18 protein-coding genes and 1 pseudogene are annotated in these 20,084 nt (G+C 52.5%); 7 read left to right on the forward strand and 12 right to left on the reverse strand.

Features of this window, described 5'->3' with window-relative positions:
* Positions 1-194: 194 nt before the first annotated feature.
* The 6 genes from KB213_RS11445 to KB213_RS11470 all read right to left on the reverse strand — a co-directional run bounded on the left by KB213_RS11445 (position 195) and on the right by KB213_RS11470 (position 5,016).
* Positions 195-629: a DUF934 domain-containing protein gene (locus KB213_RS11445; RefSeq protein ID WP_211683259.1), complete on the reverse strand. Its 435-nt coding sequence runs from the start codon at positions 627-629 to the stop codon at positions 195-197.
* On the reverse strand, positions 616-2,289 hold the full coding sequence (locus KB213_RS11450; RefSeq protein ID WP_211683261.1) for a nitrite/sulfite reductase: 1,674 nt from the start codon (positions 2,287-2,289) through the stop codon (positions 616-618). Before KB213_RS11450 ends, KB213_RS11445 begins: the two co-directional genes overlap by 14 nt.
* A complete protein-coding gene (locus tag KB213_RS11455) occupies positions 2,286-2,618 on the reverse strand; it encodes a DUF2849 domain-containing protein (protein ID WP_211683263.1) in 333 nt (110 codons plus the stop codon). Before KB213_RS11455 ends, KB213_RS11450 begins: the two co-directional genes overlap by 4 nt.
* Before the next feature lie 163 nt (positions 2,619-2,781).
* Positions 2,782-3,198 (reverse strand): GNAT family N-acetyltransferase, encoded by a 417-nt coding sequence (locus KB213_RS11460; protein ID WP_211683264.1) that lies wholly within the window; start codon positions 3,196-3,198, stop codon positions 2,782-2,784.
* 15 nt (positions 3,199-3,213) lie between these two features.
* The gene (locus tag KB213_RS11465) at positions 3,214-3,660 is read right to left on the reverse strand and encodes an RrF2 family transcriptional regulator (RefSeq protein ID WP_068171037.1); all 447 of its coding nucleotides are present in this window, start codon (positions 3,658-3,660) and stop codon (positions 3,214-3,216) included.
* Positions 3,661-3,846: 186 nt separating this feature from the next.
* The gene (locus KB213_RS11470; RefSeq protein ID WP_211683266.1) at positions 3,847-5,016 is read right to left on the reverse strand and encodes a phosphatidylinositol-specific phospholipase C1-like protein; all 1,170 of its coding nucleotides are present in this window, start codon (positions 5,014-5,016) and stop codon (positions 3,847-3,849) included.
* Between the two features lie 234 nt (positions 5,017-5,250).
* Between KB213_RS11470 and KB213_RS11475 the strand changes: the two genes are divergently transcribed.
* Positions 5,251-7,602, forward strand: a complete 2,352-nt coding sequence (locus KB213_RS11475) for a TonB-dependent receptor (protein WP_211683268.1) — start codon at positions 5,251-5,253, stop codon at positions 7,600-7,602.
* Positions 7,603-7,722: 120 nt separating this feature from the next.
* On the opposite strand, the gene KB213_RS11480 is transcribed toward KB213_RS11475, so the two are convergent.
* Both KB213_RS11480 and KB213_RS11485 read right to left on the reverse strand, forming a co-directional pair.
* Positions 7,723-9,261 carry a Do family serine endopeptidase gene (locus tag KB213_RS11480; RefSeq protein ID WP_211683270.1) on the reverse strand — a complete coding sequence of 513 codons (1,539 nt, stop codon included), beginning with the start codon at positions 9,259-9,261 and terminating at the stop codon, positions 7,723-7,725.
* A 147-nt stretch (positions 9,262-9,408) separates the two neighbouring features.
* On the reverse strand, positions 9,409-9,906 hold the full coding sequence (locus tag KB213_RS11485) for a nucleoside deaminase (RefSeq protein ID WP_408903742.1): 498 nt from the start codon (positions 9,904-9,906) through the stop codon (positions 9,409-9,411).
* 99 nt (positions 9,907-10,005) lie between these two features.
* Here KB213_RS11485 and KB213_RS11490 point away from each other — a divergent pair, with 99 nt between their 5' ends.
* The 5 genes from KB213_RS11490 to KB213_RS11510 all read left to right on the forward strand — a co-directional run bounded on the left by KB213_RS11490 (position 10,006) and on the right by KB213_RS11510 (position 15,668).
* Positions 10,006-10,701, forward strand: coding sequence for a gamma-glutamyl-gamma-aminobutyrate hydrolase family protein (locus KB213_RS11490; RefSeq protein ID WP_211683272.1), 696 nt, complete (start codon positions 10,006-10,008; stop codon positions 10,699-10,701).
* Positions 10,698-11,480, forward strand: coding sequence for a pseudouridine synthase (locus KB213_RS11495; RefSeq protein ID WP_211683274.1), 783 nt, complete (start codon positions 10,698-10,700; stop codon positions 11,478-11,480). Before KB213_RS11490 ends, KB213_RS11495 begins: the two co-directional genes overlap by 4 nt.
* A 3-nt stretch (positions 11,481-11,483) precedes the next feature.
* The gene (gene rsmD / locus KB213_RS11500; protein ID WP_211683276.1) at positions 11,484-12,116 is read left to right on the forward strand and encodes a 16S rRNA (guanine(966)-N(2))-methyltransferase RsmD; all 633 of its coding nucleotides are present in this window, start codon (positions 11,484-11,486) and stop codon (positions 12,114-12,116) included.
* 122 nt (positions 12,117-12,238) lie between these two features.
* Positions 12,239-14,977, forward strand: a complete 2,739-nt coding sequence (locus KB213_RS11505) for a DNA translocase FtsK (RefSeq protein ID WP_211683288.1) — start codon at positions 12,239-12,241, stop codon at positions 14,975-14,977.
* Positions 14,967-15,668: an RluA family pseudouridine synthase gene (locus tag KB213_RS11510; RefSeq protein WP_211683279.1), complete on the forward strand. Its 702-nt coding sequence runs from the start codon at positions 14,967-14,969 to the stop codon at positions 15,666-15,668. Before KB213_RS11505 ends, KB213_RS11510 begins: the two co-directional genes overlap by 11 nt.
* Here KB213_RS11510 and KB213_RS11515 read toward each other — a convergent pair.
* The 4 genes from KB213_RS11515 to KB213_RS11530 form a co-directional block, all read right to left on the reverse strand.
* On the reverse strand, positions 15,659-16,378 hold the full coding sequence (locus tag KB213_RS11515) for a DUF4097 family beta strand repeat-containing protein (RefSeq protein WP_211683282.1): 720 nt from the start codon (positions 16,376-16,378) through the stop codon (positions 15,659-15,661). The genes KB213_RS11510 and KB213_RS11515 overlap by 10 nt on opposite strands.
* A gap of 81 nt (positions 16,379-16,459) precedes the next feature.
* Positions 16,460-16,891 (reverse strand): hypothetical protein, encoded by a 432-nt coding sequence (locus KB213_RS11520; RefSeq protein ID WP_211683283.1) that lies wholly within the window; start codon positions 16,889-16,891, stop codon positions 16,460-16,462.
* 64 nt (positions 16,892-16,955) lie between these two features.
* Positions 16,956-18,380, reverse strand: coding sequence for a sugar porter family MFS transporter (locus tag KB213_RS11525; RefSeq protein WP_211683285.1), 1,425 nt, complete (start codon positions 18,378-18,380; stop codon positions 16,956-16,958).
* Between the two features lie 50 nt (positions 18,381-18,430).
* Positions 18,431-19,462, reverse strand: a complete 1,032-nt coding sequence (locus tag KB213_RS11530; protein WP_408903743.1) for an asparaginase — start codon at positions 19,460-19,462, stop codon at positions 18,431-18,433.
* Positions 19,463-19,640: 178 nt separating this feature from the next.
* Here KB213_RS11530 and KB213_RS11535 point away from each other — a divergent pair.
* Positions 19,641-20,084, forward strand: a pseudogene (locus tag KB213_RS11535) (hypothetical protein); the annotation flags it as partial.

Here is a 20,084-nt window from a genome sequence, read left to right on the forward strand (position 1 = left end):
AATCTTCAATTGTCAAAGAACTCTTTCTAAGCCACAATGCCAAACCCTCAAAAGGGCTCGTCCGTTGCGGTGAAGCGGCTTATAAACACCAATAAAACAAACGTCAATCATAAAAATCAGATTTTTATTCCCTTCCGTAAAACAACCCTTTCTCTAAACGCTGATCTAGAGTGAGACGGCCTTACCGAACCCGGTTAACGCGCCACTCGTGTCCCAATAGCCAATGGTATTTCAGGTAAGATCGAACGTTGAAACGACACATTATAGCGCTTCAACTGCCGTTCCCACGGTCCAAAATCACTCCCCTCCGGCAGCACAACACTGTCCACGCCACAACGCTTCAAAAAATCGGCTTGATCCGGAAGAACATGCCCCTCCGCACGAATTTCACCTCCATAACGAAGATACTCACGTAATTCCCTCGCCTGCGTAAAACCACGTCCATCACGGAAAATTGGAAAACGCAGGACCACCAGTTCCAAACTGTTCAGATACGGTTTCAATGCCGTAACCTCATCCGCACTTTCCAACACCACCGAACGCGCTTCGCCCTGCTCCGCCAAATCTGCCAACGTCACAGGCTCAGCATAATCTCCAGCCTTACGCGTCCCAAGATTAAACAGTGTCATACGCCGCCTCCTTAAATGGAGCCTCACCCACACGCTTCAACGTTTCAAGGAAACTTTCCTTCCCTGAGCGTTCCTTCAAATACCGGTCCACAATCCGTGCAATCGCATCCACCGTGTCATCTTCTGGCAAAGCAGGTCCCAAAATTTTTCCAACAGCAGCCTGATCATCAGCCCGGCCACCCAACGTCATCTGAAAAAACTCTTCACCGCGCTTATCAACACCCAACAAGCCAATATGCCCCGCATGGTGATGCCCACAGGCATTAATGCAGCCAGAAATATTAATTTGCAGCGCACCAATCTGCTCTTGCAACGTCATATCCGCAAAACGTGCACCCAGTTTCTGCGCAATCGGAATCGAACGCGCATTGGCCAAAGCGCAATAATCCAGCCCCGGGCACGCCACGATATCCCCAATCAGGCCGACATTCGGCGCCCCCAAGCCAACCTCAACCAATCCACGCCACAGATCATAAAGCTGATCCTGCCGCACATGGCCAAACACCACATTTTGCAAATGCGTCGTCCGCAATTCACCATACGCAAAACGTTCAGACAGCCCAGCTAACCGATCCAACTGATCCGCTGTGACATCACCCGGAATCTCTCCCGGCGGCTTTAACGACACAACCGCAATGATATGCCCCTCTGAACGATGAGCATGCGTATTACTCCGCACCCAACGGTCAAACACCATATTCTGCGCGCGCTGCTCCGCCAAAACTGCAGAAGCCCCCTCCGGCGCTTGCAAATCGGGCGCAGCAAAACGTGCTTCAATCGACGCCACCATCTCCGGGCTTAAACGGTAACGCGCAATATCCATCTGCGCGAGTTCCGCCTCAACCTCGTTACGATAAGCGGCAATCCCCAACGCCTGAACCAGAATCTTAATTCGTGCTTTGTAAATATTATCGCGCCGCCCATGCGCATTATACACACGGATAATCGCTTCAAGCGTAGCGAGCAAACGCTCCTCCGGCACAGAATCATACAGTTCCTGCCCCACAATCGGCGTACGCCCTAAACCACCCCCCACAAAGATCTGAAAGACGACACGCCCATCATCACCAGGCCGCGCTATAACTCCAATATCATGGAAACGCGCCGCCACTCGGTCATTCGGACTACCCGAAATCGCAATTTTGAACTTACGCGGCAAGAACGTAAATTCCGGATGCAATGTGGACCATTGGCGCAAAATCTCAGCATGCACACGCGGGTCTACCAATTCATCCGCCGCAGCCCCGGCAAACTCATCAGACGTCACATTCCGAATACAATTACCGGATGTCTGCAACGCATGCATGTCCACATCCGCTAAAAGACGCAGAATATCTGGCGTATCCTCAAGACGTATCCAGTTAAACTGAATATTCTGCCGCGTCGTAAAATGCCCATAACCCCGGTCATAACGCCGCGCCACATCCGCAAACGCACGCACCTGCGCTGCATTTAACGTGCCATACGGTACGGCGACACGCAGCATGTAAGCATGCAGCTGCAAGTACAAACCGTTCATCAGGCGCAGCGGCTTAAACTCGTCCTCAGTCAGCGCACCATCCAAACGACGCGCAACCTGCTCCGAAAACTCTTCAATACGCGCGGCCAAAAAATCCCGATCAACCTGATCGTACTGATATTGCCCAATAGCCGTTGTCATGCCCCGGCTCCTTCCTGCTGCTCATACGCAAATTGCGGATGTACCGTCGGCCCAAATGCACGAATACGCTCACGCATTGTCACAGGTACGGGTCCACCCACTTCAGGGCGCACCGCAATTTCATAAATTCCCACAACACCATCAGCCTGCGCCCGGCTTTGAACCCCTTCAAGACGCTCAGAAACGGCATCCGGCACCAACACCTCAGCACGCTGAATCACCGTCTGCCATGTATAATCAGCAGACAGCCAGACAATAGCTCCATCCAGCAGGCGGTTGGCTGTAATCACCAAACCCTCTCCCGCTCCGACGCGTACCGCGCGCTTCATGGTGCCTTCTCCTCATCAACCTTCTGCCAAACGCAGAATTACCGAAATTGAACGGTATAATGATTGATAATGGTGATTTATGGAAGGGGATTCACTGAAATTCGTCGCTAAATCGTCTTTATATAACGAATTATTTTAGTGTAAAATTAACTTTAAATCGCACTTACCCAACAACACACACCATCTTTCGGTGCGGAATCGGACCTTTGAAATAGACATCCCCAACAGCCGTAAGCCCGTGCTTTTCATAAAAACCAATGGCTGAAACACGTGCACTCAGCATAAACGTTTTCAAACCTAACGCAGCACAACGCTCAAAAGATGCCCTCAAAAGGGCAGAGCCAATACCTTGCCCCTGATACTCCTGCGAAACAGCAAATTTCCGCAGTTGCATTTCACCATCAGGAAGCACAAAAAGCGACGTACACCCAACGAGCGTATCACCGTCAAAAGCCCCCAGATGAACCGCCGTCTCATCATGCTCAACGCGGCATTCATCTTGCGTCAAATTCGGCCATAAAACCTGCTGCCGCAACGGCAAACAATCATCGACCGTAATTTCACGCAGCACGATACTCACCAATACGACGCCCGATTAAATAGAAAACGAAATAGGAGCACGACTCGGACGCTGCATACCGGCCTCTTCCGCCTGTCGCAGCAAGCTCTCCAGCGTCACAGCATCCATACGCGTGGCTATTTCACCATCCAATGTTTGCCAAAACGGTGAGAGCACCTTTTCCAAGAGTGGGTTTGACTCTTCTTCACTCGCGTCACGCTCTTCCATCACAGCACTGACAATATCATGCAGCGTAATCGCACGGGGCGGACGCCCCAACCGATACCCCCCTTTAGGGCCACGCACACTGGATAACAGCCCTTCACGAGACAATGCCTGTAACACAGGCTCAATCCCCCGCCGGAGCATATCGCCACGCCGCGCAATATCTGCACCACTCACCACACCCGCTCGCCCAGCATGAAACGCAACATCCAGCATAATCGAAACAGCCGTCAAAGCACGATCGCGGCGCAAATACATAAAAAATCCGTATTCCAAACCAAAACAGAAAAGACGGGCCATATAAGGCCCGATTGATATTCGTATTTTTTACAAATACCCCCACTTTGTCAATAAAAAGCGCTTACCGCCCCATTACCCACTATAAAAAACACAAAAAAGGCGCCTCACAGCGCCTCTTCCGTCCCAACATCATGAAACTCTCAATCATTTGTCTTGGGCAAAATCCGCATTATTACAATCTTTCGGCGCATTCACCGGATTACACCGCGCAACGGCATGATCAGGGAACTCAACCGTGTAACCATGCCAAGGCGCGGGCTCCAACGCCGGATAATCCGTGCTGATAATCTGCGCACCACTGGCAAATGACACATCACGCCGCGTCACATCATTCGTGCGGGCTTCCACCGTATTCGCATCCGCACGCGTCCGCACCAAGTAACCTTGCTTCACCAAATCGGGAGTTTTATGCGCGGCTTCCGCATTATCAAACGTCGCCCCTTTTTGACCGGCAAACCCTTCATTCACTTCCGTATAAGCCGCATCAGGCTCACCCGGTCGGCCATTCGTAAACAACACACGCCCACGTAACCCCGGATGGTTCGCAACATAACGCTCCGTATCCTGCGGACGATCCAGCACAAACATGATTTTACCACGCTCAGACTCAACCGATGGCCAACCCTTCGTGCGAATGGCTTCATTCACCGAAGACGCATCCCCACGTACATCATCCGGCAGAATCAAATTCTTGCGCCCAATAACCTGCACAATTTCATGATCCAACCGATCATACGTAGCCGAGGTAAAACGTTCAGGAACGGTAAATTGTAACTTGTCGCTTTTCAGCGGAATATCCTGCTTCGTTTCAATATCAATAAAAACGGGCAAATGATGAGGATGCGCTGCGGACCAATCACGAATTATCTGTAAGCACTTCGCAAATGGCTCACAGTTCGAACGCTGATCAATATCCACAATATGCATGACCTTAAAATCACGCCCCTGCATCAAAGCATTCGATCCTGAAGGAGCATCTGGCGTAATCCCGCTTTTACGCTCCCACTCTGCTCCACGCGGGTGGCTGTATTGCCCACCTTTACTGTCCGCATAAATATCAATTTCAAGCTGACGCACACCACTATCCAACTGCCGATCCAGCGTCGTGTGTTTATAATCCAACGCTTCCGCAGCCTGAGGCGAAAACTTCGTCAACCACTGCAAAGTCGCCGGTGAAATATCAGTGCGGTAACTATTATGCGTCCCCACTACCTGTATCTGATTAAGACGAACATCCTGAGGGATACCCGCCGCAAAAACAGATTGTGTGACCAAAGAACCGATTACAGACAAAAACGCCAGACGATACTTCATAATACAAAACCTAATTTTGAAATTAAGGCGCATAAAAATATCTAAACAGACAACAATACAATAAAAATAATATGAAATATTTAAGCCATTATCGCATATGTGTCATATTATGTTAATAAAAACATCTTTTGAAATACATTCCTCTTAAGATTAAAGCCCCATTTTATTCGCCCTCATCGTGACGTCTCGCTGACACAACAGCGCGAGCCACATACATTTCAGAAAGACCACTTCATGACTCGCCGTACAATAAAATATACCTCATTTCTGCTCTGTGCCTCCGCCCTTCTCCCTGCTTTCGCATTACACGCGGCACCAAGCCCCAAAAATACAGCGAAAAAGCCAGTACAACACAGTGCTACACATGACATGAACAGCACACAGGCCGATAATTACAGCGTGCGCGGCCACCGCCACGTTCTCGGCGGCGGTATGATGGTCCGCCAAACAGAGCCAAAATCGATTAGCGCCGTCACCCAAGAATATATTTCCAAACAGTCCCCCACCGTCTCACCCGGCACACTCGTCTCCAGCCTGCCCGGCGTCCAAACCACCAATGAAGGCCCCCTCAGCACCTCCTCTGAAGGCATTCATATCCGCGGCCTAGACCAAACACAGATCGGCCTCGTCTATGAAGGCGTTCCTTTGGCTGACCCCTTCTCATACGGTGCTTACACCTCCGCCATGGTCGATAACGAAAACCTCGGCTCCGTCTCCGTAAGCCAAGGCTCCTCAGACCTCACCGCACCAACCTACAATGCGGACGGCGCAGAAATGAGCATGTCCCTCCGCCATCCATCGGACAAAATGGCCGTTTATGCCGAAGCCTCAGGCGGCACACACAGCACCAACAAAGAATTTATCCGCTTTGATACTGGAGACATTCATAATAGCGGCTTCCGCGCCTTTGCCTCTGGCTCCTATTCCAGCGCCAATCTTTGGCGTGGCCCCGGCCAAATGGACCGCTGGCACATTGATTCCGCCGTTGAAAAACATTGGACACCCGCCAGCAGCTCAGAGCTGATTTTCAGCTATAACCAAGCCAACCAAACCGAATGGGTGTACCCAACTCTGGCACAATGGCGCACCTACGGCACCAGCTACACCACCCACGCTACTTATACGAAGGGTGATACCTTCTTCTATAAACTCAACACGAAAGCGACCAACGCTGTTGTCGGCGCCCTCAAAAACCATTTTGACTTCGGTTCAGGCCTTAGCCTTGATGCAGAACCATACGCCATTGAAACCTTCGGCCCGAACAATTACGGCGCCAATATCCCCATCGCAAACGGCTATGTTGGCACCCAAAAATACGCCACACTGAACGGATATTCCGCACAAAGTGGCACCGTCACCGCCATTAGTATTCACCCATGGGTCCAAACCTCCAGCGGGCTTAATCTTGTCGGCGCATGGCATCATAACAACAACACATTGAAGCTCTCATACTGGTACTCATACGCCGTTCATACAGAATACCAGAACCACTACCCCGTCGATGCCACCGGTCAGTACACCAAAAATAACGGCTACCTAACCGCGTTTAACGACATCTCCGTAAGCCAATACAACATTAATGGCTTCCAACAACTCAACGCCATCGGCCTCGAAGATCAAATTAAGCTGCTCAATAATCGCCTGACGATTGACGCTGGCCTGCGGACAAACATGATCTCACGAAGCTTCAGCCAAGACCTACCGGGCGCGGCCAATATCAAATCCGTCAAAAATATCTTCGTACCCACCCCGCAGGTCCTGATCAGCTATCAAATCAACGACCAAAACCAAGTCTATATCAATGGCACCACCGGCTACCGCGCTCCATCATCCTTCCAAGCACAAGTGCCGGTCTACACCTTCACAACCCCAGTCCCAGTCTCTGTCCCTCTCCAAAACTTCCGCCCGGAATACATGATCGGAGAAGAAATCGGCTTCCGCCATTATGGCCCCGTCATGTTCAACCTCGCGCTCTTTAATTACAATCTAACCCACCACCAGATCACCAGCGCCTCCTACCTGCCCAATTCCAGCATCATGGTCTCCCAGCCGATTGACGCCGGCGGTGAAAGCGCTCAAGGCATCCAGGCCGAACTCTCCACCGCGCCATGGCACCATATCAGTGCCTATGCCGCCGGACAGTTCATGCACACACGGATTGGTAATAACGTCGCATATCAAGGGGATTACCTCGCCTCAAAAGGCAAACAAGAAGTCGCCTCCCCGAAGTTCACTGGGTCTTTGGGCCTAACCTATGATGACGGCACCAATTTTGGGAACTTCAACCTGCGTTACACAGATTCACAATACTCCACCCTCATGAACGACCAATCCATCCCCTCCTACATCACATCCGATGTTTCTCTTGGCCGCTACTTGCCACAGGTCGGGCGTATTCATCCTAAAGCCATGCTCAGCATGATGAATGTGGGGGACAGCCACTATCTGGCACAGGTCAACGGGTTCTCAGGTGCTGCCAACACAACACGCGGCATCAATGGCAAAACCCTATCCGCATCACAGCCCTCTTACAGCGTAGGCACAGGCTTTGCAGCCATCGTCACCGTTGCGGGTACGTTTGAATAATCACCGCATACACATCCCTCGGACCTCGCTGGTTCGAGGGAACACAATCTAATAAAATCAGAGCCCAATAAAAAAGGGGAGCCATCTGGCTCCCCTTTCTACGCTTCTGAAACCAGCATTTTATTCGCCGGAATCATCATCCCCACCGCCATTGGGGGACACAGCGACAAACAACTGCTGCCCATCACGCAAAATACGCAACAGCGGGGGTTGCTTATGCCCCAGAGCATCATGCACTTGCGCCACAACCGATTTCGGCGTCGGCGTCACATGATTACCAACCGCTACAATAATATCACCCGGACGAATACCGGACTGATCCGCGGGTGAACCTTGGGTCACGTCCGCCACCACAGCGCCTTGCACACTTTCATCCAGCCCAAGCTCTTGGCGCGCACGCGGCGTCAATGCCGCCAGCGCAACTCCAAGTTTACCCGTCCCTTCTGATGCAGAAGACTCACCGTCACCATGCGCATGGTCCTGCGCGGCCATATTACCGACCGTAAACGGCACATCCACCGTCTTACCATCACGCAGAATACCCAGTGTTGCTTTCGCACCCGGCGCAATGCCCACAACGCGAACAGCCAAGTCATGACCATTCTTCACATCATGGCCATTCAGCGTCAAAATCACATCACCGCTCTTAACGCCCGCCTTTTCCGCAGGGCTACCCTTCATAACCGAAGCCACGAGCGTACCATGCGGCGGAGCACCCGGTTCAGAAGGCTTCAAGTTCAGTGCTTGCGCCATCGTCGGGTTAATGTCTTGGCCTTCAACACCAAGATACCCACGAATCACATGACCCGTCTTTTCCAACTGGTCGACCACAGACTTCACCGTATTGGACGGAATAGCAAAGCCAATACCAATCGAGCCGCCGCCATTCGGTGAAATGATCATGGAGTTAATGCCCACAACCTTTCCATCCTGCGTAAAGAGCGGACCACCCGAGTTCCCGTGATTGATCGGCGCATCAACCTGAATAAAATCGTTATATGCACCAGAATGCAGGTCACGTCCCAGAGCCGACACGATACCAGCCGTCACCGTACCGCCCAGCCCATAAGGGTTCCCAACAGCAATCACCCATTCACCCGGCTGAACATCATCAGAGTCCCCAAGTTCAATGAACGGCAACTTGCCCGTTGGCTTCACGCGCAACAGCGCCACATCAGTCTTAGGGTCACGCCCAATGACCTTAGCAGGCAGCGTGGTGCCATCATCCAGCGTCACGCTTACCTTCGTCGCACCATTCACCACATGGTTATTCGTCACGACATAACCATCAGAGGAAATGATAAACCCTGACCCTCGCGCTTCAACCGTACGGTTTGGCTGTTGCTGCTGAGGCATCATTTGGAACGGAAAAGGGAAGGGGAAAGGCATTTCCTGCATGCCACCGCCGCCACCTTGCCCCATTGGGCCACCCTCTTCCTGCTCAGCCACATCTGCTTTGATATGCGCCGTAATCGACACAACAGCAGGCTTCACTTCCTTTACGAGGTTCACAAAATTCGGCAGCGCCTGCACCGTTGATTGCGGCTTAATGGCCCCTGTATCCGCATAAGCACTGGACACACCACCCATAGCCGTCGTGGCCAAAAGCGCCGTGCTCACAGCAAAAGCAGCAAGAGAAGAACGGAAACGTTGGGTCATAGCTGTTCCGATTGTCCTTTTACATAACAGTGAAAGTCGTAAACCGCCGACAAAGCGCTTACAGACACTCAGCCGTATCCTTCCCTACAGTTATGAAGACACACACCATTCTGCAAGCTGGCCGCTGCGTGAAAACTCCGTAAGCTATTACGACCTCGCACGTAATTGACGAAAAAAATCGCGCAATATCTGCGCTGAAGCACGCTCCCGCACACCACCAATCACTTCCGGCACATGCAAACACCCCGGCCGCTCAAACACGCGCGCACCATGTTCCACACCGCCACCTTTCGGGTCATAAGCCCCAAACACCACACGCTCACACCGAAAATGCACCATCGCCGCAGCACACATCGCACACGGCTCCAACGTGACCACAACCGTACAACCCAATAAACGCGGCGTCCCCAAACGCTGGGCGGCACGGCGCATCGCCAAAAGCTCCGCATGTGCAGACGCATCATGGCACGCTTCCACTTCATTCCGCCCAACGGCCACAACCGTCCCATCTGGCCCCAAAACCACCGCCCCCACTGGCACTTCACCAACCAAAGCCGCTTCATGCGCATACACCAAAGCATGGTCCATCACGGCCCCAACATCAGAGCAAACCAACCCCTCAACGTCCAAGCGCTCCCTTTTCATCCCCACACCAGCCTTCCACACATCACGACACGATGATTTTTTGAGCATTTTTTACAAAAAAGAACAGACATTCCGGTACAAACAGTTCAAAAGAACACCATGCACAGACCCCTTATCGGCCTGACACTTGATCATGAAAGCGGCGGCGAAAACTCTTTTTCCCGCTATCCATTTCATGCCATCCGTGAAAACTACCTAACGGCCCTCTCCCATGCTGGTGCACTCCCCGTCTGCCTCGGATACGATGCCCCCGCAGACGCGATGGTGGAGCGCCTCGACGCACTCGTCATCACAGGCGGCGCGTTCGATGTGGATCCCGCGCTTTACAACGCACCACCAGCCCCCGAAACAAGCCCACGCCCTGAACGTACACGTGCAGAACACGCCTTGCTCAAAGCCGCGCTCAAGCGTGACATCCCCATCCTCGGCATTTGCGGCGGCATGCAGCTTCTCGCCGTTGAAGCTGGCGGCACACTCATTCAACACCTCCCGCCCGAGGCCGGACACGAACAACCTAACCCACGCCATGAGCCAGGACATACCGTCACGCTCGTGCCAAATACCCTCCTCGCATCCATCGTTGGCAACACAACGATGAACGTTAACTCTGCCCATCATCAAGCAGTACACCATGCCGGAACAGCCCGCATTTCCGCCCATGCCCCTGATGGTGTTATTGAAGCAATCGAGTTAACACACGCCAGTTTTGCCATTGGTGTACAATGGCATCCTGAATTCTCTCTCGACCCCGGGGACCAACGCTTGTATGCGGCCCTCGTGGAGGCAAGCCGATGACCGAAGACACCAATCCAAACACCGACTCAAACACTAACGAACCTCGTGGCGAACGTATTGCCAAATATCTGGCCCGCGCCGGCGTCGCCAGCCGCCGTGATGTTGAGCGTATGATCACCGAGCGCCGCATCCGTATTGGCGGGAAAACCATTGAACATCCCGCGACCTTCGTGCAACGCGGCGATATCGTCATCGTTGATGGCAAACCGATTGACCACCCAGACCGCACCCGCCTGTGGCGTTACCACAAGCCTGACGGCCTGATGACCACACATAAAGACCCACAAGGCCGCCCGACCGTCTTCGAATCCCTGCCCCCCGGCCTGCCACGCGTCATTAGCGTCGGACGTCTGGATATTAATTCGGAAGGTCTTTTGCTCCTCACCAATGACGGTGAACTGGCCCGCCGCCTTGAGCTGCCCGGCAATGCGTGGATCCGCCGCTACCGCGTACGTGTCTTCGGTGTTGTGGACGAAAAGCGCCTTGCATCCTTGATCGATGGCTTTGAGTTTGAAGGCATCCGCTACGGCTCCATCGAAGCTGAACTCGATTCCAGTAAGGGCGATAATTCATGGCTCACGGTCAGCCTCCGTGAGGGCAAAAACCGTGAAATTCGTAACGTCATGCGCGGTCTCAACCTCCATGTCAGCCGCCTGATCCGCCTTTCCTACGGCCCCTTCCAGCTCGGTTCATTAAAAGCACGTGAGCTGACTGAAGTTGCGGGTAAAACGCTGCGTGAACAAATCCCCGAACTCCACACAGCAAAAGGGAGCCACTAATCTATGCGGATTGTCGGCGGATCACTCAAAGGGCGCGCACTCATTGCGCCCTCAGGCAACACCACACGCCCCACATCAGACCGTGCACGTCAGGCTATTTTTGACATGCTGGTTCATGCCCCATGGTATGGCCGCGAAGCCCTCGAAAACGCGACCGTCCTGGACACTTATGCTGGCACGGGCGCACTTGGTATTGAAGCGCTATCACGCGGCGTTGAACATGCTGCATTCATTGAGCGGGACCGCAACGCACTCAATGCCCTCCGCGCAAACCTAACCGCCTTCCAACTCCGGGACCGCAGCCGCGTCCTGTCATGCAGCACCACGCACCCTCCACGCGCTGAACGCCCCTACGACCTTGTTTTCCTTGACCCTCCTTACGGGAAAAACTTAGTCGAATCGGGTATCGCCGCACTGCGCCGTACTGGTTGGCTTGCTGAAGGTGCACTCATCGTCGCCGAAACCGGCGCGAAAGAGGACTTCGTTCCCCCTACGCCATTAACTCGACACAATATTTTGGCAAAGGCGCTGGGAAATACCGAGCCAGATGAGACAAACAAACCTGAAATTTTGGCAGAACGTCGCTTTGGTGCTGCAAAAGTGACAATCTGGAAATATTCAAGCATTGTTTCTTAAGAGACGTTCTGTATGCAGAGGCTACACATGCTCATCATGAGCGGTGTGGCCGTACAGATGACGGATACATTCTAAAAGACGGGGTGAAAAACTTGGCCGTGTTCAGCCGATCGACCAACGCGATGCGTGAAACACTGAACGAAGCCCGCAAACGCTCCATGCCACCCGGCCTTCGTACTGCAGTCAATGCCCGGTTACTTGAGCTTCTAGGCCTCGTATTCCTCATATTGGCCGTCGGCATTGCATTGGCACTGTGGAGCTTTAATCCACTCGATCCGTCTTTCAACACATCCACCGGCACCAGCCCAACCAATCTTTTGGGCCGAACTGGCGCCACCATTTCGGACGTTCTAATCCAATGGTTCGGCCTTGGCAGTGGTCTCCCGATTATCGTACTGCTGGCATGGGCATGGCGCATGGTCCGCCACCACCACCTTGGCATGGCCGTCATCCGCATTTTCGCCGCTCTTGCTTTGCTCCCCGCAGGCGCAGCCTTTATCGGCACCTTAGCCGAACTCATTCCCGGCCTTGATGTCGCGTGGCCAACAGAGTCACGCCTCGGCGGGGAACTTGGCCATTCTTGCGCAACACATTTGTTGGATGCGGCCCGTGCAGAAGCTGGCAGCGCCGGTAGCACCATCGCACTCTTCTTAGTGTTCTTGCTGATGGGCATGCTACTTCCACTGGCCATGGGCCTTCAATGGCGTGAATGGCGCGCCCTCGGCAATGGCCTCCTTATTCTCGCACGTCAGCCCATCTTGCTCGCCCGCCGCGCCAGCGGAGAACGCACCGAAGACGATACCACACCCGCAGCTCCCAACCCGCGGGACTATGAGTATTACAACTCCCCCAACGCCCCCACCCGCAAAAATGCTGATGGCTCAACACCAGCCCCCAACACGGCGCCATTGTCATTTCTTAAGCGCAACTTAAACCGTGCAGCGCCTGCTATCGCTCCAGAACCTTTCGTGCCGCAAAATACAGGCTGGATGCACCCCCCAGCCGAAACCACCCCGCACGACCTCCAGCCAGTACCCGAAACAGCACATCAGCCGGCAGCAGAGCCCGTCATAGAAGAGCCTCCGGCCAACCGCTATGCAGAGCGCTTGGCCGAAATTGAACGCCACCGCGCAACACCACCAGAAACACGCACACCAATTGATGATGGAGAGGACGAAGCACCAGCAACGCCGCTTGATCCCCCCTCCCCTTCTACCCCGCCTAAACGCAGCTTTTTGGAACGCCTGCGCCCAGAGCGCCCAACGCCCACCACACCACCTCAGCATAGCGCGCCAACACCAGCACCTGCGACGGCAACATCAGCACCGCGTGCGCCCATGTCCAGCGGTTGGGAGCACCCTCCCATGGCCTTGCTGAACCCACCACCTCCACATGCCTCGCATGGCGGGCCTTCAAACGAAGACCTTCAACGTAAAGCCCGCATGCTCGAAGGCGTCTTATCCGATTACGGCGTCCAAGGCGAAATCGGTGATATCCATGCTGGCCCTGTCGTCACGCTATATGAACTCACACCAGCCCCCGGCATTCGTTCATCACGCGTTATTGGCTTGGCCGATGACATTGCACGTTCTCTCTCCGTCTTAAGCGTTCGTATCGCTACGGTCCCCGGCCGCAACGTCATTGGCATCGAAGTGCCAAATGCGAAGCGCCAAACCGTCTATTTCTCAGAGCTCCTCCGTTCAGCCGAATGGGAGAACGCACCAGGCCGCCTCAAAATCGCTCTCGGCAAAGATATTTCCGGCGCACCGATTTATACAGACCTCGCAAAAATGCCGCACCTTCTGGTGGCTGGTACGACAGGTTCTGGTAAATCCGTCGGCGTGAACGCTATGATCTTGTCACTCCTCTACCGCCTTAGCCCGGAAGAGTGCCGCCTGATCATGATCGACCCCAAGATCCTCGAATTGTCTATTTATGACGGCATCCCGCATCTCCTCACGCCCGTCGTAACAGAGCCCACAAAAGCCGTTAGTGCGCTCAAATGGACCGTGCAGGAAATGGACCGCCGTTACCGCCTTATGGCGCATCTACAAGTGCGTAATATCGGGGGCTACAACGACCGCGTTGCACAACTCCGCGGCACAGGCGAAATGGTCACACGCCGCGTCCAAACCGGCTTTGACCCCGAAACCGGCAAACCTGTTTTTGACGAGCAACAAGTGCCGCTCGAAAACCTGCCCTATATTGTGGTTGTCATTGACGAAATGGCAGACCTCATGATGGTCGCAGGCAAGGAAATCGAAACTGCTGTACAGCGCCTCGCCCAAAAGGCGCGTGCCGCTGGTATCCACGTCATCATGGCCACACAACGCCCCTCAGTTGACGTCATTACCGGCACGATTAAGGCCAACTTCCCAACCCGTATCTCTTTCCAAGTCATCAGTAAGTTCGACAGTCGTACCATTCTACAAGAACAAGGCGCTGAACAACTGCTGGGACAAGGCGATATGCTCTTCATGCAAGGGGGTGGCCGCATCACCCGTGTACACGGCCCCTTCGTCGCTGATGATGAAGTCGAAGCCGTCGTCGCTGATCTCCGTACCAAGGGCGACCCCATCTATAATGATGACGTCGTCTCTGGAGAGGAAGAAGAAGCCCCACGCGCAAGCGGCGGATCATCAGGCAGCAGCGACGGAGAAAACAATCTCTTCGATCAAGCCGTGGATATTGTCGCTCGTGAAGGCCGCGCTTCCACCAGTTTCATCCAACGTCATCTTTCCATCGGTTATAACCGTGCTGCCAAACTGATTGAGCAAATGGAAAAAGAAGGCATTATTGGCCCCGCAAACCACGTCGGGAAGCGCGAAATTCTGGTCCGCCGCCAAACTGATGAAGACTAAACACCCTTCCTTAACAGGCCTCAAAAAAAGCCCTGCCCTCTTCCGGGCAGGGCAAGACCTCCCACTACTCTACACCAGTCCACACTACCTGATCATCAACAAACCCAGTGGCCTTGCCGTACATCCCGGCCCCCGCACATCGGACAGCGTTGAGACACGTCTTGTCCCACACCCACGCGGAGGCCCGTGGCTCGTACACCGGCTGGATCGGGACACATCAGGCTGCCTCCTCATTGCCCGCCGTAAGACCGCTCTCATTGCAGCACAAAATGCCTTCACACAGCGTCATGTGCAAAAAACCTATTGGGCCATCGTCAACGGCTTGCCACCGGGAGAGAAGGGAATCATCACAGCCCCTCTCAAAAAGCACACCACGCCAGAAGGCTGGCGCATGGTCAGTGATCCCAAGGGGGAATATGCCGAAACGCACTGGCGCCTTCTCACTCACCAAAACGGTAAAAGCCTTCTTGAGTTAAATCTTAAAACAGGCCGTACCCACCAAGCCCGTATTCACTGCGCGATACTGGGCACATCAATCCTTGGTGACAACCTCTATGGACACCCTCATACACATGGGCTGCACCTTCTCGCACGCGGCCTTACCATCACTCTGGCAGAGGAAAACCTAAAAGCGACTGCCCCCCCGCCAAAGCATTTTTTAGAAGATTTTGATTACACCGCTCAATTCTGAATTAAGCGCACAATACCGGAGGTGGTATGGATCACAAGATGGCCTGTCCCATCCCCCAAACGACCACTCACATGTATTTCCCGTGAACGATTAGAGGATGCGAGACCCAGAGCGCTCAAACCACTCTCTTCCCACGGCCCCAGTTCTACCTTCAGCCCAAGAGATTGCACCACTGGAATCTGGTGCTCACGCTCATTCTGCCGTGCCCAAACATCAATTGTTCCACTAAATGCCTGAGATAAATGGAATAAAATATCGCCCGAAACAGTCGTCAAAGTTAGGCTTCGTGGCATAGAAGAAGCATTCTCATCCTTCCCCAATGCAACATCTATGTCTCCACTCACAGTTTTTAAAATCGCATTACCAAAAACACGATCAACCCGCAGATCACCACTGACCGCATCTACTTGAAGCGTTTTATAAGCCTCACCGACAGAGACATCGCCGCTCACAGAAGATACCACCGCATCTCCCGCCAAACGACCAAGTTTAATATCGCCACTGATAGTCGATACCCGCATCAAGGCATGGGCTTCTTCAAAGCGAATATCCCCACTGACCGTCGTGAGAGAACCACCTTCTTCAAGGTGCTCCAAAACAATATCATCAGACAAAGCCGAAACATGGACCGGCTCAGACAAACTCAGTGACGGTCTCCAAAACGTCATGACACCAGCAACAAGCAAAACTGTTTTCAACGCCAAACGCATGAGGAAATCCTAGCATGATAAGTTTATAAAAATATTTTTATCACGCATAAATGCATGACATACTAACCCTCAAAAACAAGATCAGAAGCGCACTGTACGCATACCCAAAGGATGCTCAGACTGCCGTGCAGCAAACGCACACACGCCATTAACCAGCGATATCAAGAGCACAACATTCCAAGCAAGAAAAATGCCCACTGGAAGAATATAAACCAATTCCCACATACCAGGCTCACTCGGCGGAGCAATACAATAGCACACGCCAAAAAGTCCTAACATTGAGCACGTAATAATGACATCAATATAAAACAAATTAAGCAAACGCTCTACATGATGAATCGCCACACCTTGAGAATTTCTCTTCATTAAAAGAGAAACAAAAAAACCAATAAATACAGATATAATCGTAAAAAATCTTAGGATATATAAAGAATAAACAAAATACACGAAAGAACTATTGTACTTAACAATTATAGAGCCGATTTTCTCATCAACAACCTTAAGCCATTTCATGGGGCATTCCTTTAACCGAGACCGCCATAGGAGTGCAGCACATGCTGCACTCCATATCCGGTACTCAACGTCCAAGGCGACGAAGCTTAATCCCCTTCATCAGGCGATCCTCAATCATATGCAAAGACATCCCCTTCGTTTCTGGCACAAAGAGAATTGTCAGCAATAGGAACAGCGCGTTGAGACCGGCAAAAAGCCAAAACGTGCCAGCTGTTCCGAAAGTTTCCATAAGCGAAAGGAAGCTCACCCCCACAACGAGGTTGGTCATCCAGTTTGTGAACGTCGATACCGCAATACCAAAATCACGCCCACCCAGAGGCTGAATTTCAGAACACAAAACCCACATCAAAGGCCCTGCCGACATTGCAAAACCCGCACAGAAAATCATCAGCAAGAAAACCGCAGCAATCTGTGAAGACTGTGTATGCATTCCACCATTGAGCAATACACCCAACACCGTCATGCCCACAGCCATGACTGAGAAGCCACAATACAAAATAGGCTTACGGCCCCAACGATCAACAAGCCCAACAGCAACAAAAGTCGCCAACATGTTCACCAGACCAATAATCGCCGTACACCACATTTGTGCGTGCTGATCAAAATGCGCGGCCGCCAAGATATTGGGAGCGTAATACATCACAATATTAATGCCCGCGAGTTGCTGCATCGCTTGCAACATCACACCCAAAGCCACCGAACGACGGAAGTTAGGGTTCGTCCGAAACAACTTAAAGCCTTCTTGCTTCGTTTCAAGCTGCTCACGAATAGCGCGGATTTCTTTAGACGCTTCCAAAGGATCGTTACGCAAATCCAAAAGAATTTGCCGTGCTTCCTTATGGCGCCCCTGCATCATCAACCAACGCGGGCTGTACGGCAAGAACAAGACGCCAATCAAAAAGAGAACCGCCGGAATACCGGCCACGCCGAACATCCAGCGCCAATTTCCAGAATAGGAAAAATACGTATCCGACAAGAACGCGATGAAAATACCAACCGTCACCATCAGCTGATAGGTCGAGACCATCGCCCCACGGGACTCTTCACTCGCAATTTCAGACAAGTACAAAGGTGCCGTGAACGCTGAAATACCGACAGCAATACCCATAATCACACGGAAAAAGATCATCGACGGCACAGACCATGACAATGCACAGCCAATCGTCCCGCCCACAAAGATAGCCGCACCCAAAATCAAAGAGCGCTTACGACCTAAGCTATGAGACATACGACCCGCACTCAACGCGCCGACAGCCGCCCCCGCCATCATCGCACTGACCACCCACTCCAGAGCAATGGTCGAGGCGTGATATTCTTTCCCGAACAAATCCAAAGCCCCAGCGACAACACCGATGTCTAGGCCAGACATAAGCCCTGCCAAAGCCGCAATCACGCCAATGGCAATAATTTTAAAGCGCGTTGCATCAAATAAGGACGCATCCTCATCCGTCACCGGACTGATAGGGGTCGTCTCAGTTTGTTCTGTCATTTTGAACTATCACTCCTCAAACCATAACAGCATGTCACAAACATCAGGCTTTATGCACTTAGATTTGACGCCGCCCGGATAACGCCCACATCCCGCCCTTGCCAGTTCCGCAAAGGCTGATGCCGCGTCTGCTCCAACACACCACTTTGAGCGGCTTTCTCCAGCAATGCTGCACCACCAAAACGCGCAATCAATGCAGACATCGCCACTTCAGCCGCTCGGTTCGCGCCGTCATTCACTTTAATTGCAATTCCGAGGCCCTCATCAGGCAAAGCCGCAATCATTACGCCTTCTGCCCCCATTTTGATGAACGCCCCTAAGCCGAGTTCCTTCATCAACGCAGTATCATACCGTCCCGTTCCCGCGACCATGAATGGCTCTTGTGCGACAGCTTCACGCAACACCTGAGCGGCCCGTGCACGATCAGCCGTTAAACCGGCCCCACTCCCAAAACGAGCGAAACCCTGCGCTAACGCGTTCAACGGAATAGCATAAGTCGGCATGGAGCACCCATCCGTCCCGCGCTCGTCCTCACGATGCGCCGCACCTGTTACTTCTTCCAAAACACGCGTCACCCGTTTTTGGATAAGGTGATCCGGCGCAATATACCCCTTTGGGTCCACCCCTGAGTCACAAGCCAAACAAATCAATCCAGCGTGTTTGCCCGAACAGTTATTATGGAGAGCACAGGCGTTTTGACCTGCACCAGACAGCGCACGCCCCGCAGGCTCATAAGTCGGCCAATGTGTTCCACATTCCAAAGCCTCCACCCCACGCCCCACACGTTGCAAAAGGCGCAGCGCAACGTCCGCATGCGCCGCCTCACCACCATGAGACGCGCATGTCAGCGCCAATTCTGCCGCAGACAGATGTAAACGCTCAGCAGCGCCACTTTCCACCAACTCCAGACCCAAAAGCGCTTTTACGGTTGAGCGCGGATACGTCACAGCCTCATGATCACCACAGGACCACACAACTTTGCCTGTGGCATCCACCACAACAGCACGGCCGAAATGCTGAGACTCAACACGGTTCCCGCGTGTTACCTCCGCCAGAAGACCAACGCTCTCCATCGCCATCATTTTTACCCTGTTCTATGATCCTCATTGACCTGCGCCCATAGCACAATTTCTAGAGCTCACCAGAACAGACACCCAATCAAATAAAAATATCAACTCTGACAAAAAACCTTGCTAAAAAATAAATACTCTATATTTTTGTATAAATTATTTTTTTATTTCCATTTTGGTGGGGTTTTTAATGTCTTTTCATGTTGGGCGAAAAATAAATAAATTATTAATTTTTGGAATGATTAGCTCTAGCGTCTTCACTATACACCCAGCGCATGCTGAAAATACAACCTTTGCACACTCCAACCGACACAATGTTGATATTAACTACATCGACCCAACAACACGCTGCCACACGTCCACATTACATTTAACAATGCTAATCACCGCCAATAGCAGCGATATCAGCACTCCAGAACAACAAATAACACTCGCTCAAAAATTAGCCCAAAAACTATCATCAGACCCGCAATGTCGTGATGTACAAACACTCGATATTGCGGTCATTCAAAATGGTGCAATACCACGCCACCTCAGTGCTACCAGCAACACAGGTTGGCAATTTACACGCTCAGACCTAGCACCAGCACCAGCACCAGCACCAGCACCAGCACCAGCACCAGCACCAGCACCA

This window comes from Neokomagataea anthophila, assembly GCF_018122595.1.
Taxonomy (GTDB): Bacteria; Pseudomonadota; Alphaproteobacteria; order Acetobacterales; family Acetobacteraceae; genus Gluconobacter; species Gluconobacter anthophilus.